This window comes from Microvirga sp. M2 (genome assembly GCF_047497095.1).
Classification (GTDB): domain Bacteria; phylum Pseudomonadota; class Alphaproteobacteria; order Rhizobiales; family Beijerinckiaceae; genus Microvirga.
Genome location: NZ_CP134063.1, coordinates 2,125,093 through 2,150,498 on the forward strand (window position 1 = coordinate 2,125,093; position 25,406 = coordinate 2,150,498).

The 25,406-nt window shown below is 61.1% G+C and carries 31 protein-coding genes; 12 read left to right on the forward strand and 19 right to left on the reverse strand.

The annotated features are described in order from the left end of the window. The first annotated feature begins 12 nt into the window (after positions 1 to 12). The 7 genes from RE429_RS10020 to RE429_RS10050 all read left to right on the forward strand — a co-directional run bounded on the left by RE429_RS10020 (position 13) and on the right by RE429_RS10050 (position 9,044). Positions 13 to 1,227: a nucleotidyltransferase gene (locus tag RE429_RS10020; RefSeq protein ID WP_414470639.1), complete on the forward strand. Its 1,215-nt coding sequence runs from the start codon at positions 13 to 15 to the stop codon at positions 1,225 to 1,227. Beyond that, a complete protein-coding gene (locus RE429_RS10025) occupies positions 1,224 to 2,939 on the forward strand; it encodes a ThiF family adenylyltransferase (RefSeq protein ID WP_414470640.1) in 1,716 nt (571 codons plus the stop codon). The genes RE429_RS10020 and RE429_RS10025 overlap by 4 nt, the downstream gene beginning before the upstream one ends. Then, positions 2,936 to 3,412 (forward strand): Mov34/MPN/PAD-1 family protein, encoded by a 477-nt coding sequence (locus RE429_RS10030; protein WP_414470641.1) that lies wholly within the window; start codon positions 2,936 to 2,938, stop codon positions 3,410 to 3,412. The genes RE429_RS10025 and RE429_RS10030 overlap by 4 nt, the downstream gene beginning before the upstream one ends. Then, positions 3,409 to 4,521 carry an SAVED domain-containing protein gene (locus tag RE429_RS10035; RefSeq protein ID WP_414470642.1) on the forward strand — a complete coding sequence of 371 codons (1,113 nt, stop codon included), beginning with the start codon at positions 3,409 to 3,411 and terminating at the stop codon, positions 4,519 to 4,521. The genes RE429_RS10030 and RE429_RS10035 overlap by 4 nt, the downstream gene beginning before the upstream one ends. Positions 4,522 to 5,205: 684 nt before the next feature. Further along, complete coding sequence (locus RE429_RS10040) at positions 5,206 to 6,207, forward strand: transporter (protein ID WP_414470643.1); 1,002 nt, start codon at positions 5,206 to 5,208, stop codon at positions 6,205 to 6,207. A gap of 394 nt (positions 6,208 to 6,601) precedes the next feature. After that, positions 6,602 to 7,525: a formylglycine-generating enzyme family protein gene (locus RE429_RS10045; RefSeq protein WP_414474166.1), complete on the forward strand. Its 924-nt coding sequence runs from the start codon at positions 6,602 to 6,604 to the stop codon at positions 7,523 to 7,525. 61 nt (positions 7,526 to 7,586) lie between these two features. Further along, a complete protein-coding gene (locus tag RE429_RS10050; protein ID WP_414470644.1) occupies positions 7,587 to 9,044 on the forward strand; it encodes an arylsulfatase in 1,458 nt (485 codons plus the stop codon). A gap of 392 nt (positions 9,045 to 9,436) precedes the next feature. On the opposite strand, the gene RE429_RS10055 is transcribed toward RE429_RS10050, so the two are convergent. From RE429_RS10055 to RE429_RS10075, 5 genes are all read right to left on the reverse strand, one after another. After that, entirely contained in the window at positions 9,437 to 9,676 is a 240-nt protein-coding gene (locus tag RE429_RS10055; protein ID WP_414470645.1) for a hypothetical protein, read from the reverse strand. Between the two features lie 60 nt (positions 9,677 to 9,736). Further along, positions 9,737 to 10,033 (reverse strand): hypothetical protein, encoded by a 297-nt coding sequence (locus RE429_RS10060; protein WP_414470646.1) that lies wholly within the window; start codon positions 10,031 to 10,033, stop codon positions 9,737 to 9,739. Between the two features lie 71 nt (positions 10,034 to 10,104). After that, positions 10,105 to 10,542, reverse strand: coding sequence for a hypothetical protein (locus tag RE429_RS10065; protein ID WP_414470647.1), 438 nt, complete (start codon positions 10,540 to 10,542; stop codon positions 10,105 to 10,107). A gap of 31 nt (positions 10,543 to 10,573) precedes the next feature. Then, entirely contained in the window at positions 10,574 to 10,795 is a 222-nt protein-coding gene (locus tag RE429_RS10070; protein ID WP_414470648.1) for a hypothetical protein, read from the reverse strand. 98 nt (positions 10,796 to 10,893) lie between these two features. After that, entirely contained in the window at positions 10,894 to 11,127 is a 234-nt protein-coding gene (locus tag RE429_RS10075) for a hypothetical protein (RefSeq protein ID WP_414470649.1), read from the reverse strand. Between the two features lie 364 nt (positions 11,128 to 11,491). Between RE429_RS10075 and RE429_RS10080 the strand changes: the two genes are divergently transcribed. The 3 genes from RE429_RS10080 to RE429_RS10090 all read left to right on the forward strand — a co-directional run bounded on the left by RE429_RS10080 (position 11,492) and on the right by RE429_RS10090 (position 13,002). Continuing rightward, a complete protein-coding gene (locus RE429_RS10080; protein ID WP_414470650.1) occupies positions 11,492 to 12,124 on the forward strand; it encodes a DUF6894 family protein in 633 nt (210 codons plus the stop codon). Positions 12,125 to 12,178: 54 nt separating this feature from the next. Continuing rightward, on the forward strand, positions 12,179 to 12,349 hold the full coding sequence (locus tag RE429_RS10085; protein WP_414470651.1) for a hypothetical protein: 171 nt from the start codon (positions 12,179 to 12,181) through the stop codon (positions 12,347 to 12,349). Between the two features lie 347 nt (positions 12,350 to 12,696). Next, positions 12,697 to 13,002 (forward strand): hypothetical protein, encoded by a 306-nt coding sequence (locus tag RE429_RS10090; protein WP_414470652.1) that lies wholly within the window; start codon positions 12,697 to 12,699, stop codon positions 13,000 to 13,002. Positions 13,003 to 13,119: 117 nt separating this feature from the next. Here RE429_RS10090 and RE429_RS10095 read toward each other — a convergent pair whose 3' ends face one another. From RE429_RS10095 to tnpA, 9 genes are all read right to left on the reverse strand, one after another. After that, on the reverse strand, positions 13,120 to 13,266 hold the full coding sequence (locus RE429_RS10095; protein WP_414470653.1) for a hypothetical protein: 147 nt from the start codon (positions 13,264 to 13,266) through the stop codon (positions 13,120 to 13,122). Between the two features lie 40 nt (positions 13,267 to 13,306). After that, positions 13,307 to 13,612 (reverse strand): hypothetical protein, encoded by a 306-nt coding sequence (locus RE429_RS10100; RefSeq protein ID WP_414470654.1) that lies wholly within the window; start codon positions 13,610 to 13,612, stop codon positions 13,307 to 13,309. Between the two features lie 83 nt (positions 13,613 to 13,695). Next, positions 13,696 to 13,998, reverse strand: a complete 303-nt coding sequence (locus tag RE429_RS10105; protein WP_414470655.1) for a hypothetical protein — start codon at positions 13,996 to 13,998, stop codon at positions 13,696 to 13,698. Then, complete coding sequence (locus tag RE429_RS10110; protein ID WP_414470656.1) at positions 13,995 to 14,195, reverse strand: hypothetical protein; 201 nt, start codon at positions 14,193 to 14,195, stop codon at positions 13,995 to 13,997. Before RE429_RS10110 ends, RE429_RS10105 begins: the two co-directional genes overlap by 4 nt. 151 nt (positions 14,196 to 14,346) lie before the next feature. Further along, positions 14,347 to 14,556, reverse strand: coding sequence for a cold-shock protein (locus RE429_RS10115; RefSeq protein WP_414470657.1), 210 nt, complete (start codon positions 14,554 to 14,556; stop codon positions 14,347 to 14,349). Between the two features lie 446 nt (positions 14,557 to 15,002). After that, positions 15,003 to 15,251, reverse strand: a complete 249-nt coding sequence (locus RE429_RS10120; protein ID WP_414470658.1) for a hypothetical protein — start codon at positions 15,249 to 15,251, stop codon at positions 15,003 to 15,005. A gap of 18 nt (positions 15,252 to 15,269) precedes the next feature. Beyond that, positions 15,270 to 16,955: an IS66 family transposase gene (gene tnpC, locus RE429_RS10125; protein ID WP_414470659.1), complete on the reverse strand. Its 1,686-nt coding sequence runs from the start codon at positions 16,953 to 16,955 to the stop codon at positions 15,270 to 15,272. Between the two features lie 45 nt (positions 16,956 to 17,000). After that, on the reverse strand, positions 17,001 to 17,348 hold the full coding sequence (tnpB, locus tag RE429_RS10130) for an IS66 family insertion sequence element accessory protein TnpB (RefSeq protein WP_414470660.1): 348 nt from the start codon (positions 17,346 to 17,348) through the stop codon (positions 17,001 to 17,003). Beyond that, on the reverse strand, positions 17,345 to 17,785 hold the full coding sequence (gene tnpA / locus RE429_RS10135) for an IS66-like element accessory protein TnpA (RefSeq protein ID WP_414470661.1): 441 nt from the start codon (positions 17,783 to 17,785) through the stop codon (positions 17,345 to 17,347). Before tnpA ends, tnpB begins: the two co-directional genes overlap by 4 nt. A gap of 1,541 nt (positions 17,786 to 19,326) precedes the next feature. Here tnpA and RE429_RS10140 point away from each other — a divergent pair. Further along, positions 19,327 to 19,533, forward strand: a complete 207-nt coding sequence (locus RE429_RS10140; protein WP_414470662.1) for a hypothetical protein — start codon at positions 19,327 to 19,329, stop codon at positions 19,531 to 19,533. Positions 19,534 to 19,849: 316 nt separating this feature from the next. On the opposite strand, the gene RE429_RS10145 is transcribed toward RE429_RS10140, so the two are convergent. The 3 genes from RE429_RS10145 to RE429_RS10155 form a co-directional block, all read right to left on the reverse strand. Beyond that, the gene (locus tag RE429_RS10145) at positions 19,850 to 20,059 is read right to left on the reverse strand and encodes a hypothetical protein (protein WP_414470663.1); all 210 of its coding nucleotides are present in this window, start codon (positions 20,057 to 20,059) and stop codon (positions 19,850 to 19,852) included. A gap of 489 nt (positions 20,060 to 20,548) precedes the next feature. Continuing rightward, positions 20,549 to 20,812, reverse strand: a complete 264-nt coding sequence (locus RE429_RS10150; protein ID WP_414470664.1) for a hypothetical protein — start codon at positions 20,810 to 20,812, stop codon at positions 20,549 to 20,551. A 59-nt stretch (positions 20,813 to 20,871) separates the two neighbouring features. Beyond that, positions 20,872 to 21,114, reverse strand: coding sequence for a hypothetical protein (locus RE429_RS10155; RefSeq protein ID WP_414470665.1), 243 nt, complete (start codon positions 21,112 to 21,114; stop codon positions 20,872 to 20,874). A 432-nt stretch (positions 21,115 to 21,546) separates the two neighbouring features. Here RE429_RS10155 and RE429_RS10160 point away from each other — a divergent pair, with 432 nt between their 5' ends. Then, positions 21,547 to 23,406 (forward strand): S1C family serine protease, encoded by a 1,860-nt coding sequence (locus RE429_RS10160; RefSeq protein WP_414470666.1) that lies wholly within the window; start codon positions 21,547 to 21,549, stop codon positions 23,404 to 23,406. Positions 23,407 to 23,504: 98 nt separating this feature from the next. Here RE429_RS10160 and RE429_RS10165 read toward each other — a convergent pair whose 3' ends face one another. Both RE429_RS10165 and RE429_RS10170 read right to left on the reverse strand, forming a co-directional pair. Continuing rightward, complete coding sequence (locus RE429_RS10165) at positions 23,505 to 24,512, reverse strand: 3'-5' exonuclease (protein ID WP_414470667.1); 1,008 nt, start codon at positions 24,510 to 24,512, stop codon at positions 23,505 to 23,507. 121 nt (positions 24,513 to 24,633) lie between these two features. Further along, complete coding sequence (locus tag RE429_RS10170) at positions 24,634 to 25,356, reverse strand: DUF6998 domain-containing protein (protein ID WP_414470668.1); 723 nt, start codon at positions 25,354 to 25,356, stop codon at positions 24,634 to 24,636. Positions 25,357 to 25,406: the final 50 nt, after the last annotated feature.

The window sequence follows — 25,406 nt, forward strand, 5'->3', positions numbered from 1 at the left end:
AGATGATCGGTTATGGCTGGCGGGGACGAACAGGTCGAAAGTTTTCTTCAGGCCCTTGTGGAGGAATTGGCGATACCGGAGACGCGGTATCAGCAGGCCGAGACCAGCTACAAGTCGTTGGGCGACTGGTTCCACCGGGACGACAGCCGCATCCGGGACTTCGATCCGGTCGTCTATGTGCAAGGCTCATTCCGGCTCGGAACGGCGATCCGTCCCATCAACGACGCCGAGGAATATGATGTCGACTCGGTGTGCGAGCTGCGAAAGCTCTCCAAAGCTCACCTGAGCCAGTTCGAGCTGAAGCAACTGCTCGGGCACGAGGTTCATGCCTATCACGATGCCAAAGGCATGACCAAGCCCGTCCGCGAGGGACGGCGCTGCTGGATCCTCGACTATGCGGATGGCGCTCAGTTCCATATGGACATCGTCCCCGCGCTCCCGAACGGCGCCGAGCAGAAAATTCTCCTCGAACGGGCGCAACAGGATGCCCGATGGGCCCTGACCGCGATTGCGATCACGGACCGCGAGGAACCGACCTACATGGTGCGGACGCCTGACTGGCCCCGTTCGAATCCGAAGGGTTATGGTGAGTGGTTCAAGTCCCGCATGGCCGTCGTCCTGGCTCGCCGCAAGCGGATGCTTGTCGAGAGCCTCCAAAGCCGTGGCGTAAGGGCGAGCGTCGAGACCATGCCCGATTATCGCGTGCGCACGCCGTTGCAGGCCGCGGTGATGCTCCTGAAGCGGCATCGCGACAACATGTTCGTCCGCGATCCCGACCTGAAGCCGATCTCCGTCATCATCACGACCCTGTCGGCGCATGCCTATAACGGCGAGGAGACCATTGCCGGAGCGTTGCTATCCATTCTCGAGAACATGGATCGCTACATCCTTCGCAGCGGGACCAAGTACGTCATCCCGAATCCGAGCGATCCGCTCGAGAATTTCGCGGACAAGTGGGAGAAGGATCCTCGTAAGGCGCAGGCCTTCTTCCAGTGGCTGCGGCAGGCCCGTGAGGACTTCGGTCGAGCCGCTCGGGCGACAACGCTTCAAACCATGAACGAGGCCGTCTCGACCCGGATGGGCGCCGGTCTGACGGATCGCGCGGTGAAGCGGATCGGCGGAAACGGTCGCCGGTTGCTGCGGATGGCCTCGGTTGCCCCGGTTGCTGCAACCCCGGCCTTCGGCAATACACCCCGGGTGCCGTCGACGCCGAAGGGTTTCGCATGAGTTGGTGGCTCACAGACACGGCCCGTGCCAAGTCCGAACAGGCTGCGCTGGCGCAGTTGGATGAGCAGGTCGGCTGGCTGTCGGGTGTGACCTGGAGCATGGGGGATCACCTTCAGCTCAATGTCGAGTTCGATATCGAGCATGACGGAGATGTCTTCGGCCTCTCCATGGCCTATCCGGCGACCTTTCCAGACACCCCGCCCATGATCAGCCCGCGGGACGGGAAACGGCTCTCCTGGCATCAGTACGGAGCCGGAGGTGAGCTCTGCCTCGAATTTCGGCCGGACAACTGGGATTCCTCGATCACCGGATCGATGATGGTAGAGAGTGCCTACCGCCTCCTGTCGGGTGAACGGCCTATGGGAGACGACAGAGGCATCGTGCCGTCCGCTCACCAGGCTTCGATCGGGCGCGACCTGCGCGGCGAGACCATGAGGTTCGTGGTCGCCCGGGAGGCGATCGATGTTCTGAAGGACATTCCTCCCGAAGCGCCCCTGCCGATCGATGTCTGGGAAAGGATCGGGAAGCCGCTGTGGATCGCCTCTCTCGTCAGCATCGGCGACACCAGCGCCCCGCTCTGGGCGGGGGGCGCCCCGTGTCCGTCCGGATCCATCAAGGCGAAAGGATTCGTTCTGCGCACCTCTCGGGAGGTGGAGCGGTTTCGCGGCAATGCCGATGGTTTTGCCAATTCTCTGCCTGGCGAGTTTCCGGAGCTTGCCGAGCAGTTCCCCGAGAACCCATTCACCGGCTACGTCCTGCTGGGTGAAGGTGACCGGTGGATCGTGCTCTATCTCTTTGCGTACCAAGGCAAGCAGACGGTCTTCCCGTATAAGGTGATCGTGGCGCCCGAGACGGCGGGGCGGCTTCCGCCCGGCCACGCCGCGCTCGCCAGCAAGCGCGTTGCGATCGTCGGGTGCGGTTCCGTCGGGTCCAAGATCGCTGGCATGTTGGCCCGCTCCGGCGTTCGCCGCTTCACGCTCATCGACGACGACGTCTTCTTCCCGGCCAATCTCGTCAGGAATGAACTCGACGCGCGTGCCATCGGGCTGCACAAGGCCGAAGCCTTGACGGGCCGTCTCGAGGACATCGCCTCGGATATGGATATCACCACACGGCGCGTCGCGCTTGGCCAGCAGGAAAGCGCCGGGACCACCGAGTGGGTCATGGAAGACCTAACCAAGGCCGACCTGCTGATCGACGCGACTGCCGATCCGCGGGCGTTCAACCTGGTCGCTGCGGTCGCGCGCCGCCACAGGAAGTCGATGGTCTGGTGTCAGGTCTATGCCGGAGGGATCGGTGGGCTTGTGGCCAGAGCGCGGCCGGACGTCGATCCGCCGCCGATGCAGGTCCGTGGTCAGATCCAAGCGTGGTGCGACAGCCAGAACATACCCTGGGCGGGATCCGCGGAAGCGGATTACGGCGCGCGGTCCGGCAGTGGTGCGCCGCTGATTGCCGACGACGCCGACGTCAGCGTCATCGCTTCGCATGCAGGCAGGATGGCTTTGGATATCCTGACCCGGGATCATACCATCTTCCCATCCTCCGCTTACCTGATCGGGCTGGCGGCCGAATGGATTTTTCAGGCGCCGTTCGATACGTGGCCGATCGAGCTGCGTCCGGATGGGGAATGGGGCAACCGGCAGGGACCAGTGTCGACAGAGGATCTTATCGACCTGATGACGACGCTGTTCCCGAAGGGCGGCCAAGAGTGATCCAGGTCTCCTTGCCATTGCCGATACAGGACCGCATGCAGCAGGCGCTCAGGCGTGCGCGGCGGCGCGAGATCGGCGGCATCCTGATGGGACGGCAGATCGCCGCTGGACAATTCGAGGTCGTCGACTTTTCGCTGGACGAACTCTCAGGAGAACGCGCGCACTTCGTCCGCGATGCCGAGCATCACCGCGAGGAGCTGGAGCGCTTCTTCGAGCGAACCGGCCATGAGTACCAGACGTTCAACTACCTGGGCGAATGGCACTCGCACCCTGGTTTTCCTGCGGCACCAAGCCTGACCGACCTCCGGTCGATGCAGGAACTCGTCGAGGGTGAGCGAGAGATCGATTTTGCTGTGCTGCTGATCGTGAAGCTGGGGCTCCTCCGCAGGTTCATCGCATCGGCAACCCTGCACAGGCGCGGACTGGCGCCGGCCCCTCTCCGACTGATTTCAACTGAAGAGAGTCACCCATGACCCGGGATACCCTTGACTTCGCCATCCGCTCGGCCGTGGCGTGGTTGTTCCGTTCCCGGAATGCGGAGAGCTGGATTTTCCGCGGGGCTGTCGCCGTGCTCGTGGTCCTGTACGGGGCGAACTGGTTCTTCAGGTACAATGGATCGTTTGAGGGCCGTCCCGTCTCAGTCGAGTTCGGGACCGCAGGGGTGATCCCCGAAGGCCTTCTCTGGAGCCTGTCAGGACTGTGCGCCCTGCTGATGGCTGGGGCGGCCGGGTGGGCTTGGACCCGATACTCGGCCGAGCAGCGCAGGTTGTCGCGCAAGAAGGTATTCGTGATTGAGGGGCGCGGGCTGCGGGACGACGACGGCTCGCCCCTGCTGGCTGCCGTTCCCGAGACAATTCCCGGCACCCGGGTGCCCTATCTTCTGGACCTTCGCCAGCGCAAGGACGGCGTTCTCGTCGAGCCGGACGACCTGCTCCGGCCTGTCGAGGCCATGAAGATCTGGCTGCACCAGATGCAGAAAGGCAACGACCGGAGCGATCTCACGACCGTCTATGGCGGTCTGACGGCCGTTCCCTTGACCTTTCTGACCGGGGTGCTCCTGGACGACGAGGGCGACATCGTCGTCCTGGATTGGGACCGCACGAGCGAGCGGTGGCGATCACTCAATGGGCCCGACGATACCATGCGGTTCGAGGTGTCCGGACTGGAGACGGCCGCTGGTGCCACGGAGGTCGTGCTTGCGATTTCCGTGTCGTACCCCGTCCTGTCGGACAATCTGGCGACCACATTCGCGTTCCCCGTGATCAGGATGACCATGCCGGACCTCCAATCGTCGCATTGGTCGCAGGCCAAGCAGGCAGCGTTGGCGGATCAGTTTCTGGGTACGCTGAAACAGCTCGAAGGCTTGGGCGTTCAACGAGTTCATCTTGTGCTGGCTGCGCCGAACAGCGTCGTCTTCAATTTCGGACGACGGTACGACAGGAGAAATGTGCCTGCGGTGACGGTCTACCAGTTCGAACGTGCCCAGGATCCTCGGTATCCATGGGGAATCGAAATGCCCGTTGCCGGGGTCGATAGCGCTCGAGTTGTCTATACGACAAGTTCCGTACCCGCCTCGCCATGATATGCTGCGACTGATCCGCATGGCTGTAATCGGCGCGCGATCAGACGCCACGAACCGGCTGCGACCCTAAACGCCGCAGGACCTGACTGCCCGAGACTGCATTAACTTCCGCATACAGTCCGGCGGTATCTACGCTTGAGAATTCGAGAGAGACGGTCGTGAATCGAAGGTGCGGGGCGACGGGCAGCGCGTGTTCAACAGTACCCTTACAGCTTCTGACGTAGCGGTGGCTGGATAGGGTCTGGTTTGCCTACTCGAGGATCAAGTTCAAGCGGGTTTTACTGATAGACTTCTCGTCCGAGTGCTCGCCGGCTGGTGTCCGCCCCTCTCTGGCTGTCACTTGTACAACCCGAGCCGCCGGCAGCCCACGGCGACCTTCATCCTGCTCGGGCATGCGCTGTAGCATCGAGCGCGGAAGCCTTCATCATTCCACCGCCGGGTATCTCCCTATGGTTGCGAAGGGATTGAGCCAGTTCCGAAGAAAGGCCTCTCCTGGCAGACCTGCAATGTAAGCACTTGGTCCGCTTCGATACTGGATAGCCGACGTTCGTTGAGTGGTCGGAAGGTGATATTCTGACCCGGAGCGGCCATTCCGATGCCTGGGTGGCCCCGGGGAATAAGACTTTACCTAACGTACTGTCCCATTCATGCTGCCGGTGCCGGACAAGATCCCTAGGACCTTCCATGCCGCGACACCTTGCATCCGTCCTCGCCTTCGGAGCCGTCCTCGGTCTCATGGCCAGTGTCGCACACGCCACCGAGGGAGGCGCCGGTCTTTTCATCCCCGGCGGCCATGGCCCCGGCGCAGGCATCGTTCCTCCGCCCGGCTTCTATTTCGCCAACGACTTCTTCGCTTATTCGGGCGAGATCAGTGGTGGCCGCAGGATCCAGATCGGCGGGGCGGTGCTGGCCGACGTCAAGACCGAGGTCAGGGCCGACTTCCTGACCGCGACCTGGGTCACGCCGCTGGAGATCCTCGGGGGACGAACCGCCATCGGGCTCAGCCTGCCGTTCGGTGTGCCCCGGGTCAGTGCGGGCGCCTTGATCGAAGCGCCGAGGCTTGGACGCACCTTCGCCTTCAGCCAGCGCGACGACTCCTTTGTCCTCGGCGATCCGGTGATGGCAGGCCTTGTCGGCTGGGATGCGGGCAAGTTCCACTGGCAGATCGGTACCACCGTGAGCATTCCCGCCGGGGGCTATCAGGAAGGCGAACTCTCAAACCTCGCTTTCAACCGCTGGATCGGCGACGTGTACGCCGCACTCACCTGGCTCGACCCGGAACTCGGCCTCGACCTCTCGGGGGCCGTCGGCTTCGAGTTCAACGGTGAGAACCCCGACACCAACTACCGCAGCGGCAACGCCTTCCACGTGGATGTCTCGATCAGCAAGAACCTGACCAAGGCGTTCTCGGTCGGGCTGCTCGCTGGCTACTACGACCAGGTCTCCAACGACAGCGGCGCGGGCAACCGCATTGGGCCCTTCAAGGGTCGGGTGACGGCGGTCGGTGCCACGGCCGGCTACGACTTCATGGTTGCCGGCACGCCGGTCTCCGCCCGCATCAAGGTGCTGCGCGAGGTGGACGTAGAGAACCGCCCGCAGGGCACCATCGGCCTGTTCACGGTCGGCTTCCCCCTGGGTGCGCCGGCCGCTCCCGCGTCGCCCCAAACAGTCACAGCGAAGGACTGAGCGGCCGATCTTCCAACCCGCTATGAAGGATGTCCTAGATCGGCCCTTTCCAGCCTATCGCCGCCGCCCTAGGTGAAACGTAACACAGACCAAAAGTTCTGCGTCGAACCTAGGCCTCCGACGGGCCTGTCTTGATCGGCATTGCTGCCGACGTCGCTCCCTGACCATGTGACGGATCTGTCCGTCGGAGCGCGCATGCACCCACGAGAGACAACGGCATCGGTGTTCACGCGACGTCACCGCGGATGTGTCCCGGCACGGCCCCCGGGGGAGCACGTGGCGGCTTTTCCCTCGCCCCTGACAATGGGAAAGCGGCAAGGGAACATTGCCGATGCCGCTTGAGCTTCAGACGGAGGATGCCGATCCCGGCCTTGAGCCGGAACCCGCCTCCGGCATGGTCCGGATCGCGGGCGGCACGTTCTGGATGGGATCCGACATCCACTACCCGGAAGAGGCTCCTGCCCACCGCGTCACCGGCGACGGCTTCTGGATCGATCGCGCGCCCGTGACCAACCGCGACTTCCGCCGCTTCGTCGAGGCAACCGGCCACGTCACCGTCGCGGAGAAGACCCCTGATCCACGAGACTATCCCGGAGCCCTGCCGCACATGCTGAAGGCCGGTTCGCTGGTCTTCGATCCGCCGAACCACCCCGTATCCCTCGATAACTGGAGCCAGTGGTGGACCTTCCGCTTCGGAACGACCTGGCGCAAGCCGTACGGGGCCGGCTCCTCGATCAAAGGCCTTGATGACCATCCGGTGGTCCATGTCGCTTACGAGGACGCAGCGGCCTATGCCGCCTGGGCCGGCAAGGAGCTGCCGACGGAAGCCGAGTGGGAGCTCGCCGCACGGGGCGGCCTCGATGGCGCCGAGTTCGCTTGGGGCGACGAACTGGAGCCGGACGGGCGTCAGATGGCGAACTTCTGGCGCGGCGAGTTCCCGCACCGGAACCTGTCACCCTTCGCCTACAAGCGCACCACCCCCGTCGGCACGTTCCCGCCGAACGGCTACGGCCTCGTCGACATGATCGGCAATGTCTGGGAGTGGACCTCGGACTGGTACACCCCGAAGCACTCCGCCGATGCGCCGAAGGCCTGCTGCATTCCCGAGAACCCGCGCGGTGGCCGCGAGGATCAGAGCTACGATCCGCGCCAGCCGCAGATCCGCATCCCGCGCAAGGTGCTCAAGGGCGGCTCGCACCTGTGCGCGCCGAACTACTGCCGTCGCTACCGCCCCGCCGCGCGCCATGCGCAACCCGTCGACACCTCCACCAGCCACATCGGCTTCCGGTGCGTCATCCGAGAGCAGCGCGTGTCATGAGCCAGGCATCGGCTGGCTTGGTAGCCATCAACCGACCCATAGTATTCACCAGGAGCTCGTGATGAGTCCGACCCGAAGGCACACCCTTGGCTTGCTTGCATCTGTGACCGCCCTTTCGGCTGCCGTGTTCTCGGCGAGTCACGCAGCGGCTCAGGCACCGTCACCGCAGAGTTCCGGGAAGCCCAACATCGTCTTCATCCTGATGGACAACCTCGGCTACGGCGAGGTGGGCGCCTATGGCGGCGGAATCACCCGAGGCGCGCCCACCCCCCGCATCGACCGACTGGCCTCCGAGGGCACGCGGCTGACCAACTTCAACGTCGAGGCGCAGTGCACCCCAAGCCGCTCGGCCATCCTGACAGGGCGCTTCTCGATCCGCTCGGGCACGCATTCCATCCCCATTGGCGGGGGCCTTGAGGGCCTGACGCAATGGGAGCGGACCATCGCCGAATGCCTGTCCGATGCCGGGTACGCCACGGCGGCCTTCGGCAAGTGGCACCTCGGCAGCGAGCAGGGGCGGCTGCCGAACGATCAGGGTTTCGACGAATGGTATGGCATCCCGCGCACGACCGACGAGGCCTTCTGGCCGAGCGAGCCGCAGGCCAAGGCCGCCAGCGTAGAGTTCGAGCACGTCATGGAGGGACGCAAGGGCGAGAAGAGCCGCGAGCTGCAAGTCTACGATCTGGAGCAGCGCCGCCTGATCGACGCCGAGCTCACGCGACGGACCGTCGACTTCATGAAGCGCAGCACCGACGCGGGCAAGCCGTTCTATGCCTACGTGCCGTACACACTCGTGCACTTCCCGACGCTGCCGAACCCGGCCTTTGCGGGCAGGACAGGCCAGGGTGATTTCCCCGATGCACTGGCCGAGATGGACGCGAACGTCGGGCAGATCCTTGATGCGGTGGATGGCCTCGGCGTCCGCGACAACACCATCGTGGTGTTTACCAGCGACAATGGTCCCGAGGCGACCTGGCCGTGGCAGGGCTCGTCGGGACCGTGGCGGGGCTACTACTTCACGCATATGGAAGGCTCGCTGCGCACGCCCTTCATCGTGCGCTGGCCCGGAAAGGTCCCGGCCGGGCGGGTCAGCAACGAGATCGTGCATGAGGTCGATACCTTCACCACCTTCGCGGCGCTCGCGGGAGCGGCGATCCCAACCGACCGTCCTATCGACGGCGTCGACCAGAGCGAGTTCCTGCTCGGCCGATCCGAAGCTTCGAAGCGCGAGGGTTTTCCGGTCTTCGTCGCGGATCGCCTGGAGGGCGTGAAGTGGCGGAACTGGAAGGTCGTGTTCTACGACGAGCAGCGGGACTGGTGGACGCCGCCCCTGAAGCTGGGATCGCCCAAGGCGTTCGACCTCATCACCGATCCGAAGGAGGAATACCCTCAGACTGCACTGCGAAACTCGTGGAATGCTGGGCCTGCCATGCGGATCGTGACGGAGTTCGAGAACAGCCTGAAGCAGCACCCACCGATCGCACCAGGCACGCCTGATCCCTACATGCCACCAAGTTGACCTGTTCGCATGGACAACATGCGCCCGCGAACGGCAGCTCTTGGCACTCCTGGGACTTAAGCCGATCGACCGCTTTGGCGCCAAAAAGCCGACGTTCATCGGGCGTCTGGAAGGTGAAAGATTGACCCTGAGCAGACCTTGGCTGATCCGAGTTGAATTGTCGGTGTACAGAACAATCGCGGCAGCGGGAGGCGCTTGCGGCTCCGCGAGCTGGCAACGCGACTCCCGCATTCCCTGATCCGATGTTCATGGAGCTTGGATAGGGAGAGGGCCCATTACATGGCGGTGAGAAGTGAGTTCCCATCGGGGCCGTCCGACCCAGCCGCATTGACCTGCAAAAAGCCAAGTGCCCCTTGTCTCAAGCCGCCATGCCGAGACCGGTGGCGAGCCGCTCATCCCGCAACATCTGTCTCCGGCCGGTCCTTTCCCAGAGAGATCTCTTCGTGCCAGTCTCCAGCTTCGTCCTGGTACTCGATGTCTTCCGTCGGGCCCGGCAGCCTCTGTCCGGCAGCCGCCCGCTCCGCAGCCTCGCGGGCTTCGTTATGGGCGGCGTAGCGCTCCGAGAACACGTCTCCGACTTTGTAGGCCCATCCGCCCTCGTGTTCGACAATCATGTAATGAACGTTGGCCATAACCATTCTCCATTGAGCCCCTTTGACGCGGACAACAGGCGAGGAGAGGCCGTTGCACTCTCAGGTCCTGCGGCCCTCTGGGCGCCAGACAAACACCTCTTCACCACGCTCATCAACCACCCGCAAGGCGTCCGGCTTTTGCGGCATATCCAAGGTCTCGAAGAGCGATTGGGCCCTGACCTTGGTGTCCTCCAGATCGGTGGTGTCATGTTCAACCCGGCCGAGAGTGGCATGGGCCTGGTCCGTGTCCCGGACCCGAAAGAACTCGATGATAAACATTGCCGATGCACCACCTCTCCAGAGGAGTCGATAAGCCGTCCAGGCCGCCTGTTCCTCGGCGACGATTTCATAGCCCACTTCGGTTCACCCAGCGGCGCAGCCACGTGGGATGCCACCAGGATAGCCGGCGTATTCCTGGAACCGGGAACTCATGGACTGCGTGCCTCCGCATCCGGCAGAGCCGCCGCATCGGCATCGTTGCGCGCGAGGAGCGCCTGCAAGACCGCCAGAGTGGCCTCATCCGCGGCTGCTGCCGCAAGCTCAAACACCGCAATAGCATACTCCTCCGCATCATGGGCGCGGACTTCCAGCAGATGTGGCTTATGGCGTTCTGTCCAAAGATCCACGCCTGAACCAGAGCCAGCCTTTTTCTCTGCGAGCCAAGTCTTGACCCTGACATTGGCAGCTTCAACGGTCACGCGGTTGTCGTAGATGCGCTGCTCGACGCGGTCGAGTTGGCTTTCAAGGACTTCCTGAGATTGGTCGAAGGTCGCTGCGCCGTTCGATTTCAGCGCCCCAAGGCGGCGATCCATCCCGTGAAGTTTGATCCGGAGCTCGTCATATAGACGGCCCATCCGCTCACTCATGCGCGTCTCCTGTAAGATCGTGCCGTGATGATCATGGCGAGGGCGAGTTGGTGCCGTGCTTCGACGGCCATTCATCGCTGTATTGACTGACAATCCCTGTGCTGAAGACCTTGGCCCCTGGCCCGGCGGCCTGGGCTTCCGTCACTGCGGCGTTGATGGCCAAAAGGCGGGATTCGTAGTCCCCATGATGTTTGCCATTGACCCGGATGCGCCAGGCACCCTGATGTCGGACGACGTAAAACTCGGTTGCCATCAACGTCTCTCCATCAATTGTCAGTCCGGACGGGAAGGCGCCGACATCTCATCCGGATCCGACAGGGGGCAGAACGGCTTGCCCGCCCTTCAGCCTTCTCAAAGCTGCTTATCCAGAGCCCAGAACTCGACATCTCTGGCTGCCTGCTCGTGGGAGAGGCCGTAGCTCTCTTCAACCTTTTCGATGAGCTCCGACGTGGTTCGGACCCCGATCACCTCGACCATCGTGAACCGATCCCATCTGGCCTGCATCATCGGCAGCGCGTGAAGCGTCAGTCCTGGACCGTCGCGGGCTTGATAATGCTGAAGATCAAACATGAAGCGGCTGTTCAAACACATTGGGAACCTCCGCGATCACTCGCAGATATCAACCTTGGCCAATTGCAAGGGTGCAAAGCCGAAAGTTTATCTCAATTCTATATGGGGGAGGCGGGCTCGTTTACATCGGATCTCATAAATAAATTACTAATAAATCCGATTTAAGTATCTAAAATTTACACGCGGGATTATAGTATATGTCATCAGGTTCTATAAGACCTAAGACTATTAACTTATCAGGCGCGCTAGATTTCTAGGTGAGGAACAGAAAGATGTTCGGTCAAGCCGTCATCTCGGTTCCGATTGTCGTGCGCGACTGGCCCTGGTGAAAGATCAACAGGATCACCGGCTTCACCCAAGTACAGGAAAGGATCCTGTCATGAGAACGCATCGCTACGCTGCCGGTCAGCACGTCAGCTACGCCGAGGATGCTTCGCCCGCCGGGGTCTGGCTCGGTGGTTACGAGATTGTTGCCTTGCTGCCCGCCGGCAGCCGGGAGCCCCAGTACCAGATCCGAAGCGACGATCAGACCTATGACCAGGTTGTCTGGGAGTCCCAGTTGCGGGAGGAGTTCGGCAGGCGGACGATGCGCTTGAGCGAGCTTGCAAAGCAAGCGACGACGATGCTGGCATCACCACCCCGGCGTGCCCGCCACCCGAAAAGGCCAAGCCGACATGAGGATCTCACAAGGTGGGATGATGAGGGTGGTGCGCCCCGATCGGGCCACCGCTTCAGTGAGCACCCTCCATTGCCATCCAGGGCGGAAACAGCTCTCTACTATTTCAACGTCCGGACGGAGAGCAACCTCATGGAAGACCCGGAAGGAAACAGGTACCCTGACCTTCAGGCCGCGCGGGATGTTGCAGTCGCCTTGGCCCACAACATGATTGCGGAAGGCCATCAGAAGGGCGAGGACCGGCGACGCTGGCACGTCGAAGTCACCAACCGGGCCAATCAACCGGTACTGACGGTCGCATTCGCGGACGTCCTCGGCCCTACGGCCGTCGGCTAGCGGCGACAAAGCGATTGCCGCAGCACGGCCCTAGGGTCGGCAAGGGAGCCGACCATGAGCAAGAGCCCTCTCACCGCTACGCAGAAACTGGTGAACTCGGTCTGGAATGCCGTGAGGATGCTGGACGATCGCCCTGAACCACCCCCGAAGGTCAAACTCGACGGCCGACGTGGTTATGGCGACGGCGACATCCCCACGCCGTATCAACGTCCCGACCGCAAATGATCCAAAGCCCGCGCCGCCACGAGACGCGATATGCCGAGTTCTCGCCATCACGCTGGTATTGACTCAGGGGTAAATGGCGAGCGTCCACCAGGAGAACTGGTTGCAGGCGGTGCCGGGTGCGGAGAAAGGAAAAGGGCCGCGCCCGATCTTATGAACGCGTGCGCGACCCTCAATCCGCAATTTGCCCTTACGGAGACGCCTGCATATCTACCTCAGACGAGGTATGCAATAAATGGCCTGATCGAGCTGAGCGGTGACCGGCTGAACATTTCTGATTGGGAGAGGTTGAAGCAAGCAGGCGAGTTCGATCCGACTTACCTGGACCTAGGGAGCAATCAGGCGGCCGCATGACGCTCACCCCTCAGCCCATTCGCGTTGCGACCGGCTTCGACGCGGAAGGCATGATGATCCTCGATGAGGAGGAACGGCTCGTAGCGGTGCTGGTGCGCCTCTCGGACGAGAACGAGGTGGCTCCGGGGCAATGGTACCTGGAGGCAGGCTTTGGCCCGATCGATGGAGTAAGCCACCCGACTTTCTCCAACCTGGACATGGCCCAGGACTGGATTGGGCAGCGCCTCACGGGGGGCAGTAAGCGGCTTCCGCTCGACTCGGGTCGGCGACCACCATCGGCATGCGGACGGCATCGATCGTAGCGACGAACGAGCCGCCAACATGCTGAAACGCTTCGACTCGATCTTCAACTCGTCCCAGAAGGATGTGCCCGGGTATTGGGTCAGGCCTCAATTGACATCGCTCCGGCTACGGCCCAGCTATGATGCCCGCTTGCCACCCACCGGTTTCGCCGGAGTGCTGCCCTTGCCTTGGTTCACGAAGGGAGAGGCCGGGATCGGGTTCTTGGGCTTGTCCTGCTTCGGCTTCTTTGCCTCACGGTTGCCGCGCTTTTCGCCTCTGGCCATAGGGTATCTCCGTTGTCAGTTGGGTTCTGGAAAATTCGTCTCAGTCGTGGGGCGGTTTGTCGAGCAGGTGATCAAAGTCGGCCAGCACCCGGTCGATCAGCCTGCGCCGACGCAGGTCGGATGCATCCATACTCCGCGCAAGCAGACCCAGCAGATAGCGCGCCTTCTCGATCGCTTCCGGCCAGTCAGTGGCGGGAGCGGCCGCAAGCAGGTCTTCCAACTCCGCTTGTCTTGCGTGCAGTGCTGCCTGGTCAGCCTCGACCTCGGAGCGCAGGCGTCGTAGGTCGGTGGCTTTCTGGGCTGCCATGCCGCGATGCGCATCAAGCTTGGTTGGTTGATCAACCATGGGGAGCCTCCTGCGGGTTGAGAGGCAAAAGCGTTGCGAGCGATGTGTCCTCATCCATGCATTCACCTCTGTATTGGTGATCGTCAGGCTCGCTCCGCGAGCAACCGCGCCAGTGTCTTGGCTTGCTGAGCGCTCCCGCCCATCGGCTCGGGCGTCACGAGGTGCCACGCGTGGGCTCGAAGAGCCCAACCCACATCCGAGAGACTACCGAGCGGCTCATGTGGCCAGGCAGGCTCACCTGTTGGCGTGAGGATCATAAACTGTCGGGACGCCTCCCTGCCGACGCGAGCGACGTAGACGGTCTCATCGCCCTGTCGAAGCAGGGCGACAGGATCGTAGATCTGCGATCCGTGAAAGAAGGCGTTTGCGCTGGTCAATTGGCTCATGTCTGCGCCACGATCTCGCTCTCGCGCACAGCGCGCTCGCCGAAACCGGATGATTTGATGCGGTACGAGACCTCGCCAGTCTGATCGGCCGGCATGAGGCGGGTCACCTCGTAGACGCCGCTTGTCGTTGCGCGCTTGTCCGAGAAGTTCGGATGGGTAATGCGGACCAACTCACGAAGTTTATATTTGTGAGACATTCATTGCTCCTGGAGCCCAACTGCTGTCGGGCAGGGCCGGGCGGATAACCGCTGCCGAGTGATTGCGGGCGCAAACAAAAAAGCCGCCCCACAGGGGAGCGGCTTCAAGACCGAGCGGCACAGGCCTATGTCCTGAGCCGGTCATCAGTGATTACGCTGTTTCAATGTTGTTGACGGCAATCTTGCCGGAGCGACGATCCTCGGCTGTATCGAAGGAGACTTTCTGGCCTTCGACCAGGCCGCGCATGCCGGCGCGCTCAAGCGCCGTGGCATGAACGAACACGTCCTTGCTGCCATCGTTCGGCTGAATGAAGCCGAAGCCCTTCATGTCGTTGTAGAATTTCACGGTGCCCATGATCATGGGGGTAGCCTTTCGCGATTGCTGTAGATGCACGTGAGGGAAGGCGCGCACCAGCGCGACCTCAACTCGGTTCGTCGATGTAATGGTAAGAAAGTCCGAACGTGCGCCTGACAGTGTCAAAAGCGAAACGACCCGATTGTCCGGCCAAAATCCGATAAGAACTATATAGGTCCTCTATCGAATAATAACAAGTGCGGCGTGTCTGCTGATCTATTTAATATATAACCTGCCCTTTTTCATCACAATTCAAAGACAGGACCGTGTTTATGCGGGGTGGATTCATGATTATTGGGCCCAGCCCATGCACAGTCACCCGCTCCCGCACGCTTCAAAGCACAATGCCAATGATGAACATGCGAGAGTGCTTCCGTGACGTACGCATCCGAGGAAGACCGCGGGATCAGGCCTCGCGCGTCGATGGGATCGTGGCTAACGTTGGTGCAGGTTTAAGGGGCGGCTTTTTGTGATGCGACGGTCCTGCGAGCCTCGATGATGTACTTGAGGTTCTCGATGCCATCCTCGGTGAAGAGGACAATGTGCTCGGTCAATTCGGAGGCTGGGTAGTTGTCGTAGGCACTGAGGCGGCCGTCTTCCGGGAACATCTCGATGGAGCACTCGTGCAGGAAGTCCTCGTCTTCACCGAGCATGTCAGCCACGTATTTCAGCGTGTACAGCGTTGAGTTGCGATATCCCATTCGTCGGTCCCTTTTCGGTCACGCGGCCAGCTGGGAGGCCGGGTTCTCGGCCAGCCGTCGGCCTTTCCACGCCCAGGGAAGCAATTCGGGCAGGCGGGCGACAGGAAGATCGGCGATCCGGGCCAGCACGTCGGCGAGCCAGGCTTTTGGATCGACATCGTTGAGACGACAGGTCGTGATGAGGGTAAGCATGACGGCGGCCCGATCGGCCCCGCGCTGGGAACCGGCGAAGGTCCAGTTGCGGCGCCCCAGGGCGATCCCTCTCAAGACCCGTTCGGCGGCATTGTTCGTCAGACACACCCGGCCATCCTCCAGGAAGCGGGCAAAGCCATCCCAGCGCTTCAGCATGTAGTCGATGGCGCCGATCACCTCGGACGATCGGGTGAGCGTGGCACGCTCCCGCTTCAGCCACTCGTGCATCTCATCGAACAGCGGCTTGCTCTTCTCCTGCCGCACAGCCAGTCGTTCCGCGGCGCTCAAGCCGTTGATCTGACGCTCGATGTCAAACAGCGCGTCGAACCGCTTGACGGCCTCCAACGCGATCGGGGAGATCGGCTTGCCGTTTCTTTTGCGATCCCGAGCCCTTTTCTCGATATCGGCCAGTTCAAAGAATTTCCGTCGCGCATGCGCGTGGCAGAAGGCAAAGGTAATCGGCACCGTTTTCTGTTCGGCAACACTGATCGGCTCGAAGCCATTGTAACAGTCACTCTGCAGAATGCCGCCATACCCGGCCAGGTGTTTCTGCGGATGCTCGCCGCGGCGGTCACCTGAGGCGTAGTAGACCGCGGCTGGCGGCGCAGGCCCACCAAACGGCTGGTCGTCCCGCACGTAAGTCCAGATCCGTCCGGTCGTGCACTTGCTTTTGGCTCGGATGGGGATGGTCGTATCGTCGCCGTGAAGGCGCTCGGCCGCAAAGACATGCTTCTCGATCAGATCGAAGACCGGCCTGAGAGCGGAGGTTCCAAACCCAACCTGATCGGCCAGCGTCGAGGTCGACAACGCGATGCCTTCGCATGTAAACCGGGCGCTCTGGCGATTGAGCGGACTGTGCATGCCAAACTTGTCGAAGAGGATCGTCGCCAGCAGATGAGGGCCGATGAAGCCGCGCGGCGTGGCATGGAACGGCGCCGGCGGCTGGCTGATCGCCTCACAGTCCCGGCAGCTGAACTTTTCCCGCACCGTCTCGATCACCTTGAACCGACGCGGGATCTCCTCCAGCGTCTCGGTGATGTCCTCGCCCAGTTTCGCCAGGCGCGAGCCACCGCAGCAGGCACAGGTCGCCGGGGGATCAAGCACCACGCGTTCGCGCTCGATAGTCTCCGGCCAGGGCTTTCGGACTGGCCGCCTGCGCACAAAAGAGCGCCCGTTTGAGTTCCTGGTGGCGGCCTGTGCCGCAACCTCATCCTCGGTCGCGGCCATCACCAGTTCTTCGAGTTGCAATTCCATCTGGTCGATCAGTCGCGCCGCGCGCTCGGAGCGCTGGCCGCGCAGTTCGCGCTTCAGCTTTTCGATCGCCAGTTCCAGACTGGCGATCAGGGCCTCGCTGTCGGACAACAGGGCTTGGGCCTTGGCGGCTTGCGCCACAGCCCTGTCCCTCTCGGCGACAACGACATCTCGTTCAGCCTGCAACACCTCACGCTCGGACAGCAGCGCCAGATAGGCGCTTGCAAGGTCTTCTGGAAGATCATCAGGCTTTGAAGGCATGACACCATTCGATCAGAATTCCCCTGTCTTTTCAATTGAATAATGCTACCCGACCCGTGTCGGACGCCAGGTTTCCTGAGGGGCACGCCAATCGATTCCGGACAGAAGATAAGACAGCTGCGCCGGCGAGATTGTCACCACGCCATCAGCCGCTGACGGCCAGATGAACCTGCCGCGCTCGAGGCGCTTCGTGAACAGGCATGCCCCCTGGGAATCGTGCCAAATCACTTTGATCAGATCGCCGCGACGACCCCGGAAGCAAAATAAATGACCGCTGAGCGGGTCATGTTTTAAGACTTCCTGCACCTGCAGGGCCAACGATGGAAAGCCCCGTCTCATATCGGTATAGCCCGTCGCCAGCCATACCCGAACGCCTGTTGGGATGGGGATCATCGCAGCGCCTCGAGGCCCCGGATGATCCGCAACAGCGCATCGACGTCAACATCCCGGTCGACGATCACATGCCGCCCATTCGCCGTGACAACGTCCATTCGGCCGGGGCCGCGTGGGGAATGCGGTACCGGCGCAGTCGGCGAAGGCTCCAAGGGCGCGTGCGAGTCCGGCACGACCAGGGCAGGCACAAACCCATCCCATGAACCAGCGCCAAGCCGTCCTTCTCTGTGAGCCTTGCGCCAGCTGTTCAATTGAAAGCGGGTGATCCCGTGCCGGCGCGCCGTGGCCGAGACCTGCTTTGGGCCGCGATGGCTCTCGGCCACAATCGCGAGCTTTGCTTCATCGCTGAACCGGCGACGGCGACCAGTGTCGACCACGTCCAGGCGGCTGACCGGCCCACGGTCCCTGATAATGTCCATGGCTACAACACCGTCCATATCGACGTCGATAGAGCCAGTGGTCTTCCAAATGCCTCAATCCCACAAGGCGGCCCTGCCCGGATGCGTACTCCGTGACTGGTCCATATCACCAATCATCGACATTGCTCCCGGTCAAGCTCAGCGGATGAGATCTAGTCCTCGGTACTCGCAACGCCGGAACTGAGTGGAGCATGGGTGTGCTCCGGAGATCCAACGCTGTGGTTGATCATCCAAAGGCAAAGACCAAGACCTATAACAAAGGCCGACCAGTTCAGTACCCCTGTAACCCAGCCGGACAATGTCTCATGAGTTGCTGGCAACTTCTTGGGGTTGGGAGGCATATCGACAGGCATGGCAGGTCCTTTGCTCAACAATCTCGAGGACGGTCTGACGGCCAAGATTAGGACAAAGGGGACTTCATCGGACCCAGAGGCGGCGTGCAGGACCCAATCATCCTCTCGTTATGCCAGAGTTGCACACGGCTCGTGTGGGCAAGACTGCACGCCCACTCACGCGCTTGCATTTCACTGTCGCAAACCAGGGTCTCGATCGTGGCGAGGCCGGTTGACGGGTCTACGATGACAGCTTGGTAGGGCTGACTTGATCTCGATGAGTTGTTCATAGCACACCTCAGAGCCTAAGGCACTTCGAGGTGCAGGAGTGCGCCCAAAAGGACAACGGTCGACTAAGGAGCCGCTGGTTTATTCTATATGGTGGGCCGCTCGCCCTTTGAAAGAGCCAGTGCTGTAAAGGAGTCCTAGGTGGCTGCTTGCAAAAAGTGTTCGACCTTAATCGCAAATGCAGCGGTCACTCTTAAGTGACTGGTTAGCAGCGCAATAGCCAACTGTTGGTTGGCAGGTGTGTGCTAGGCTCCAACAATCAAACCCTCTGTGGAGCCGATCTATGCGCGTTCTGATGGCCCTTCTCATATTGGCTCCTGTTCTTGCCCCTCAGGTTGCTCAGGCACAGGCAGCTAAGGAAGGGTCAAAGGCAACGACCGAAAGGATCTATACGGCAGAAGAAAGCGCGGCGATGGCTGTCGCTGTCCGTAAAAAGGCCGAAGCCGCAGAGCGTGCGAGGGATGTCAGGCTCAGAAGAGCGACCAGGGGCATCTGCATTGGCTGCTGAGCTGGCCTCAATCTCTTCCTTGAAGAATGCATGGCAAGGCTCAGAATTAGTGTCGCCTCAGACACTGATCCTCGATTGACCAAGTGGGGAGGCTGGAGAAAGCACAGGTCCCGGCTTCTTCTTCCTCACGAAAAAACTCCCTCGCTGGCGGGGACCAGTCTCAGGAGCTTCCTTTCAGAAGCCGTATCCTGAGCCGGCGCGGCTGCACCAACCGCTTTGCCACTTGGGTTAAACGGAGCAGGAGGTTTCGGCTGGACCGGCTACGGTAGAGTATTCTACATCCAAGGAGAGCATCCTTTATTCAGATCTGCGGCAGAGATGCTCGGTGGAATCCCTTTGGTTTGCCCCGGGAAACCTCCCCGAACCAGTTATCTCCGCTGACGTGCGGACCTCTTGGTGCTCAGGGCAGTTCCTCATCAGGAGGATCTTCCATGCCTCGCTACTTCTTTCATCATCGCACTGAGAACCGGATGTTCTGGGATAGCACAGGTCTCGATCTACCCGACCTGTGGCAGTCACTGGATCCAGAGATGACAGATGCGATTTGGAATGAGGCCTTGGCCGTCCACGCTCAGGCAGGCCATGCGCTGATCATCACAGACGAGGATCGACAAACTTTGTTTGTTGCAAGCTTGTAAGCTCGCCAATGAAAAGGGTCGTGCCCGATCTTTTGATCGTGTTCGCGACCCTTGAACCCGTATTTGCCCCTACGGTGACGCCTGCATACCTGCCTCGGGCGAGGTATGCAATAAGTACAAAACCGTATTTTTAGCCATTCCTGCCAAAATGCCGCACACTATAATGAGCGAAGAACAAAGACAGGACGGAAGTAATGTGAGCAGGTGGCCTTCATCGGATTTGTTTTATTTTGCCCCTACGGATCCGTAAACTCAAAGCGCCGTCTTCGGACAGGCGCTTTTTCTTTGTCTATTGGGGACCTGCAATTCTGACGGGCTACTCGGTTGCAGCCAGACGGGCTAGTTCTTGCCGGATAATCCGAGCCATGGTCAACCCGATCCCAGGGAGTCGTTCAAGCCGATCTGCAACAGCCGTGAGTTGATCAATGGTCGTGATGCCTTGATTGTGCAGACTGTTCCACGCGGCAAGTGGCAGGCGCAGGCCTCTGATGGGGCCTTCCCAGCGCTCCTTGTAGTGGTTTGGCATGGCTTGACCTCCTGCTCTTCGCTTGCCGAGGAAGCCCACAGATCCTTCAGGCGCTGACGCCTGGATCATTCCTGCCAGCGGAGGAGGCAACGGTTTGAGGTTCAATCTGTTCAGATCCGCGCTCAGACAACGAACCGTCTCATAAAGGGCATCATGCGCAATCGCGGATCGCTCCGCATCTGAGAGGCCGTCGCACTGTTCAAGCTTCCGGATCAGAGCAGTGGCCGGCCTGATGTTTTCCTGGAGACCTTGGAGATACTGGTCAGCCTGTACCAGATGTCACTGGATCAGGAGGAGGGCTCAGCTATGCCGTATCCCCATCTCACGCCGAAACCGGGAATGTCGCATATTGGCACATCTCGGAAGTACACCGAACGTCCGTGATGCGGCGAATACCGGACTTTGGGGCGACTGCCGATTGCCCGAACGGTAGGTCTCGAAAACCCGTCATGCCCGCCTCCTGCTGCGTGGGCGTGTGGCTTTCCATGCCTATCCGCCGCCATGTCCCTTGTTGAGCACTGGTATGAAATGACCCTTCTGATGATAGTGAGTCACATCGCCGATCAGGATCTCGGCGAGCCCGTCGATCTCTTGCACAACGGGGTCGATCTGTCGGTACTCCTCGCCACCGATCGGGATGTCAGCCAGCGCTCGCGTGAGGAGATGGCGGGTCGGCCGCAAGGACTCCAAGAGCCTGTCTGCAATTTCCGGTGTCATGAGACGCCGGGCTTTTCTCAAACGACTGTGTTGCATGGATCACCTCACCGTTCTTCATTTGCTTCAGCCAATAGCGGTACCAAGTCACGCGATCATCATGATCGGGAGGTTTCACCGTGGCTGGAGCCACCCCAGGTCGGCATCACCCCAGTCCGCCCTCGGACGTACCCGAACGACAGGGCTGCGGCGAGACGTTCGATCCGTTGCTCCTGGATGTGCTGCTCGACGAGAAGGGCCTTAATGGCGGTTCGTGGATCGCCACCACAGGCCTCGATCACGGCCGTTACTTCAGCCTCCAACCGGTCCGTATCGCTCGTGACCTGAAGCTGGTTAGTCATCGTCACCTCCCTTGAGAGCCGCGACGTTACTGATTCGACGCTCGAGTCTCTAGCAAAATGTTCTTCTTTTGTTCTTAGGTTGTGGAATGCGGGGAAACGCTCACGATCGTTGCCCGTGTAGGAGGCAGCCAGACGGGATTCACTGCCACGACACGCGGCCAGCTTGGCCCGGGTCCTAGTATTCCGAATTTCGAGAAATGCGGCGCCTGATCCCTGAGGCGCGCGGCTCGTACGAACTCCATAGCGAGGGACAAAGGCATCACGAACGGTTTCGTGCCCGTAATCCCGCGCGAGAACACGATTGATTAGTGACGCCGAATGCCTGGCGGACAGCAGCTCGTCGGATTCGAGCAGGCGAGGTCGTCTTCGCAGTTGTTCTGAGTTGACAGGTCGACAGTGGGTTGGCTGAGTGGCCGCTGTCGGGGGTTTGTCATGCGTCTTGTTTCCATTGCGGTCACCATTGCGATTTGTGCGTTCGGTCCATCGGCCCTAGCGAATTCCTTCACGCTCTCGGGTGACGCTCGCTGGGTTGCTTTGGCGAGCCGGCAGAGCCTTGATGAGGCCATTGGCGTTGCGCACGCCTACCGCTGGCGCTTTCCGACCGTGAGGGTCATGCAGGCGACGAACGGATGGTACGCCATCGTTGCCGGGCCCGAGCGCATCCCGAACCCCCGGGCTTACAAGGAAGCGCTGGTCCGCACGGGCGAAATCCCCAGCGACACCATCATCACCAGAGGACAAGGCTATGTCGCCGAGGTGTGGACGCCTTCGACCTTTAAGCCTCTGATCCAGGCAAAGTACGATGGCGCGGAGCAGGTCAATCTGCGCTCGGGCGAACTGGTTCTCAACGTCTCGAGCCTTGCAAGCGGGAAGGAGGGCGGACGCTTTCCCGTCCTGTCCGGATCTGCAAACGGCCGTCTGGCCTTCACGGCGCGCCTTGAGGAAAGCTCGAACGAGGTGCCGAACGCCGAGGTCGCCGTCGTTCGCCTCGACCCCACCAGTCCCGAGCCGCAGGTGGTCTTTTCGTCCTTCTGGGGTGGCGCTCATTGCTGCACCGTGACCAAGATCGCCACAAAGGTTGGAACCGAGTGGCGCGTTGTTCAGGGCAAGACCATCGACGGGGATGGCGGCTACACCTTCGATGACATCGACGGCGATGGCACCGCAGAGCTGCTGAGCGTCGACCAGACCTTCCTCTACACCTTCGCGCCGTATGCAGGATCCTGGGCGCCTGAGAGCGTTTCGAAGCTCTCCGGTGACCGTCTCATCGATGTGACAGCCCACCCAGCCTTCCGAACCTACATGCGTCAGGAGCTCTACCGGATAGAGTATCTCGCCAGCCGAGAGCCGAGCCTGTGGCGATCCAACGGGTTCCTCGCTGCCTGGGTGGCGACGAAAGCCATTGTGGGCGAGTTCGACGAGGCCTGGAGCCGGATGCTTCCCCTGTACGATCGAGGCACCGATTGGCCCCTGACAGAATGCACGGTGGCGAAGGTGGGCGGGTCCTGTCCGGACGGCAAGGAGCGGACCATCGAGTTTCCGGTAGCCCTGCGCAAACACCTCGAGGAGGAGGGATATATCCCGAGGAGCGCGCCGGCCCCTCGGCCGGAAAGTGTTGCGGTTGCGCGACCCACCCCTGTCGCGCCGAACCCGGCTCCGAAGGAGGAGAAGCGTACGTCCTTGGGGACGGGCTTCTTCGTCACCCGGGAGGGGCATGTCGTCACGAACAACCACGTGATCGAAGGTTGCGCTGCTGTCCAGATCAAGCCCTCCAACGGCTCGCCGCTTCCGGCAAGGATCCTGGCCCGGGATACGACCAACGACTTGGCATTGCTGAAGGCTGACCAACCAACGGACAAGTTCGCAACTGTCCGAGCGGGCGTTCGTCTCGGCGAAGCCGTCGCGGCCTTCGGATTTCCGCTCAACAGTGTCCTGGCAAGCTCCGGCAACTTCACCCTGGGCAATGTGACCGCACTGGCAGGCATCGGGGACGATAGCCGCTTTCTCCAGATCTCAACTCCGGTTCAGCCGGGGAATAGCGGTGGGCCGCTGCTGGATGAGAATGGCAATGTCGTCGGCGTGGTGACATCCAAGCTCAACGCCCTCAAGACGGTGGTTGCCATTGGGGATGTCCCCCAGAATGTGAACTTCGCCATCAAGGCAGGGGCGCTGACCACGTTCCTGGAGAGCACTCGGATTGAGGTGCCGGCAGCCTCTGGTGCGTCACGCCTCTCGCCACCCGATCTGGCCGATGTGGCCAGCAGCATCAGCGTATTCGTCAGATGTGACTGAGAGGCTAGCCCATCGATCATTCCCGGAGGCAAACACATTCGGACGCCGAGCCGACTGAGGTGTAGGGCAACACGAATACCTTCGTGACATCTGACAGGTTATGAGGTGGCTCGAAAGCGCTCGAAGGCAGTGATCCGCTGGGTGAAGGGCTCCACATCTCGACCGTAGACCTCCTGCCGCAGGAACTTCATCTCCGCCTCATACACATCCTCGGCAATCTCGATGAACCAGGATTTGGGACGTCCGTTTGTGCCATCGTTCCAGCGGTAACCCCGCTTCTTGAGGTTGTCCTTCATGTCGAAGGGCGAGCCTTCGGCCCAGATCCGCAGTAGGGCTTTACGAGCCGACCTGAGAAGATGGGACATGGCGCATCCAGCATTCCCGGGGAGGGGGGCTGCCAGCACCTCCAGAAGGGCATGGCAGTCCTCGACAGCCCGATGCCCCTGGTGAAACCAACCGCATTGAGACAGAAGGTATCCCAGCTTTGAGCCTTCGAAGCCGAAATCCGACCAAGACACCTCGGCGTGGGAGCAGGCCCAGGCTTTGAGGGAAAAAACGTGAGCTAGGCGCTCGCAGAAGGGGCGGTCGAAGCGGGCGTTGTGGGCGATCACAAGATGGGCGGGCTGGATGAACGCCTCGACGGCATCGAGATCAATCGTGTGGCCCTGTACCATCTCGGACGTGATCCCGGTCAGGCGTGTAATCTCTGGCGAGATTGAGACCGAAGGCTCCCTCAGGGCATTGAAGGTGCCGACGACATCACCGATGCTGCCGTCTTCGTCATACGAGAACGCCACCATCCCGACCTCGATGACCTCGTCCCGGGTGTGATCGAGACCTGTGGTTTCCGTGTCCACGATGACCGCGAGCTTCTGGCCGGGGATTGCTGCGCGGGACGTGACTACAGGTCTTGGATGGAGGCGGCGCAGGATGCGATATAGGCCGCTCCCCTCAAGGACGTGGGCCGCTCTCTCAAAGTCGGATGGATCGAGCGGGAGCGCACGCTTCTGCACCTGCGGCTTTATTTGGATCTCAGAAGTGACTGGGTTCTGGATCGGTGCAGCCGCTTCATCCAATCCCAGAAACAGATCGGCCTGTCCCTGCATCTGGTCTCTCCCGCGGCGGTCGATGAGCCGTCGCCTTCACGAATGTGAGAGACAGTAGGGTAGAACTGGTCGCTACAAGGTTAACAGGGGGTGACCGGGGATACCTTTGGAAGATTGCCCGCTACTCTTGTGCCTCGGATCGGCTGTTACGCAAATTGATCGCGCGGATGACTTCGGCGCCGAGGATCTGCGTGTTCTTTGTCTCGCTCCTTGAGTTTAGAACATTGATACCGAGTTCGGCAGCAATGGGACGAAGAACATCCTTGACGACGACGGGTTGAATGACTCCCTCGCGGAGGATGCGAATTGCACCGCTTTCATATCGGACAATTTCGAAATTAGAGTAGCTTGCGCGTGCAGTCACCCGCAAGTCATCGACGGGTCGTTTCTCGCGTCGCGAACCCTGCGCAATGGGATAGATATAGTTGCCTGCGCTGAGACGCATCCTGTCCTTGGCGGCGTCGGCGCTCTCATCGAGAAGTTCCTCGACCGAGATACCATTCTCCTCGTCCACGTTGACCCGGAAGACCATAACCCTGTCGACGAACTCGAAAGTCGAGGCGTTGAAGGACACTTGGGAAGAGGTCGTGATGGTTTTCACGGAGATACGCTCATTTGCTGACGAAACGACGTCGTATCCCCGTTGATTCGTTTCCAAAGCCATCTGGCCGCGTGTGATCATCGCAGCGTAGAGTTCGCCAATCCGGCCGGTGAGATGGTTCAGTTCCGCCGGAGCGACACCCCAGCTCAGCTCCTTCTCGAACCAAGCAAGGGCCTCGGCGAGCGATTGAATGATTTGGACCTGGGTAAGTGTCGGTCGCGTATCGCCAGCTTCGGGTGTCATTCGGAACCAGTCATCCTTGTAAGGATCTTGAGGTATTAGCCAGAGGCTAA

Bases quoted from the DNA above. Each gene is read 5' to 3' on its own strand.
- RE429_RS10085 (WP_414470651.1), top strand. From the start codon at position 12,179: ATGAGCAAGAGCCCTCTCACCGCTACGCAGAAACTGGTGAACTCGGTC.
- tnpA (WP_414470661.1), bottom strand. From the start codon at position 17,785: ATGGACGGTGTTGTAGCCATGGACATTATCAGGGACCGTGGGCCGGTC.
- RE429_RS10045 (WP_414474166.1), top strand. From the start codon at position 6,602: ATGGTCCGGATCGCGGGCGGCACGTTCTGGATGGGATCCGACATCCAC.
- RE429_RS10150 (WP_414470664.1), bottom strand. From the start codon at position 20,812: ATGCAACACAGTCGTTTGAGAAAAGCCCGGCGTCTCATGACACCGGAA.
- RE429_RS10095 (WP_414470653.1), bottom strand. From the start codon at position 13,266: ATGGCCAGAGGCGAAAAGCGCGGCAACCGTGAGGCAAAGAAGCCGAAG.
- RE429_RS10055 (WP_414470645.1), bottom strand. From the start codon at position 9,676: ATGGCCAACGTTCATTACATGATTGTCGAACACGAGGGCGGATGGGCC.
- RE429_RS10025 (WP_414470640.1), top strand. From the start codon at position 1,224: ATGAGTTGGTGGCTCACAGACACGGCCCGTGCCAAGTCCGAACAGGCT.
- RE429_RS10020 (WP_414470639.1), top strand. From the start codon at position 13: ATGGCTGGCGGGGACGAACAGGTCGAAAGTTTTCTTCAGGCCCTTGTG.
- RE429_RS10105 (WP_414470655.1), bottom strand. From the start codon at position 13,998: ATGAGCCAATTGACCAGCGCAAACGCCTTCTTTCACGGATCGCAGATC.
- RE429_RS10155 (WP_414470665.1), bottom strand. From the start codon at position 21,114: ATGACTAACCAGCTTCAGGTCACGAGCGATACGGACCGGTTGGAGGCT.
- RE429_RS10160 (WP_414470666.1), top strand. From the start codon at position 21,547: ATGCGTCTTGTTTCCATTGCGGTCACCATTGCGATTTGTGCGTTCGGT.
- RE429_RS10115 (WP_414470657.1), bottom strand. From the start codon at position 14,556: ATGATCATGGGCACCGTGAAATTCTACAACGACATGAAGGGCTTCGGC.
- tnpB (WP_414470660.1), bottom strand. From the start codon at position 17,348: ATGATCCCCATCCCAACAGGCGTTCGGGTATGGCTGGCGACGGGCTAT.
- RE429_RS10170 (WP_414470668.1), bottom strand. From the start codon at position 25,356: ATGACACCCGAAGCTGGCGATACGCGACCGACACTTACCCAGGTCCAA.
- RE429_RS10145 (WP_414470663.1), bottom strand. From the start codon at position 20,059: ATGCCAAACCACTACAAGGAGCGCTGGGAAGGCCCCATCAGAGGCCTG.
- RE429_RS10050 (WP_414470644.1), top strand. From the start codon at position 7,587: ATGAGTCCGACCCGAAGGCACACCCTTGGCTTGCTTGCATCTGTGACC.
- tnpC (WP_414470659.1), bottom strand. From the start codon at position 16,955: ATGCCTTCAAAGCCTGATGATCTTCCAGAAGACCTTGCAAGCGCCTAT.
- RE429_RS10070 (WP_414470648.1), bottom strand. From the start codon at position 10,795: ATGGCAACCGAGTTTTACGTCGTCCGACATCAGGGTGCCTGGCGCATC.
- RE429_RS10165 (WP_414470667.1), bottom strand. From the start codon at position 24,512: ATGCAGGGACAGGCCGATCTGTTTCTGGGATTGGATGAAGCGGCTGCA.
- RE429_RS10065 (WP_414470647.1), bottom strand. From the start codon at position 10,542: ATGAGTGAGCGGATGGGCCGTCTATATGACGAGCTCCGGATCAAACTT.
- RE429_RS10140 (WP_414470662.1), top strand. From the start codon at position 19,327: ATGCCTCGCTACTTCTTTCATCATCGCACTGAGAACCGGATGTTCTGG.
- RE429_RS10090 (WP_414470652.1), top strand. From the start codon at position 12,697: ATGACGCTCACCCCTCAGCCCATTCGCGTTGCGACCGGCTTCGACGCG.
- RE429_RS10035 (WP_414470642.1), top strand. From the start codon at position 3,409: ATGACCCGGGATACCCTTGACTTCGCCATCCGCTCGGCCGTGGCGTGG.
- RE429_RS10080 (WP_414470650.1), top strand. From the start codon at position 11,492: ATGAGAACGCATCGCTACGCTGCCGGTCAGCACGTCAGCTACGCCGAG.
- RE429_RS10040 (WP_414470643.1), top strand. From the start codon at position 5,206: ATGCCGCGACACCTTGCATCCGTCCTCGCCTTCGGAGCCGTCCTCGGT.
- RE429_RS10100 (WP_414470654.1), bottom strand. From the start codon at position 13,612: ATGGTTGATCAACCAACCAAGCTTGATGCGCATCGCGGCATGGCAGCC.
- RE429_RS10110 (WP_414470656.1), bottom strand. From the start codon at position 14,195: ATGTCTCACAAATATAAACTTCGTGAGTTGGTCCGCATTACCCATCCG.
- RE429_RS10120 (WP_414470658.1), bottom strand. From the start codon at position 15,251: ATGGGATATCGCAACTCAACGCTGTACACGCTGAAATACGTGGCTGAC.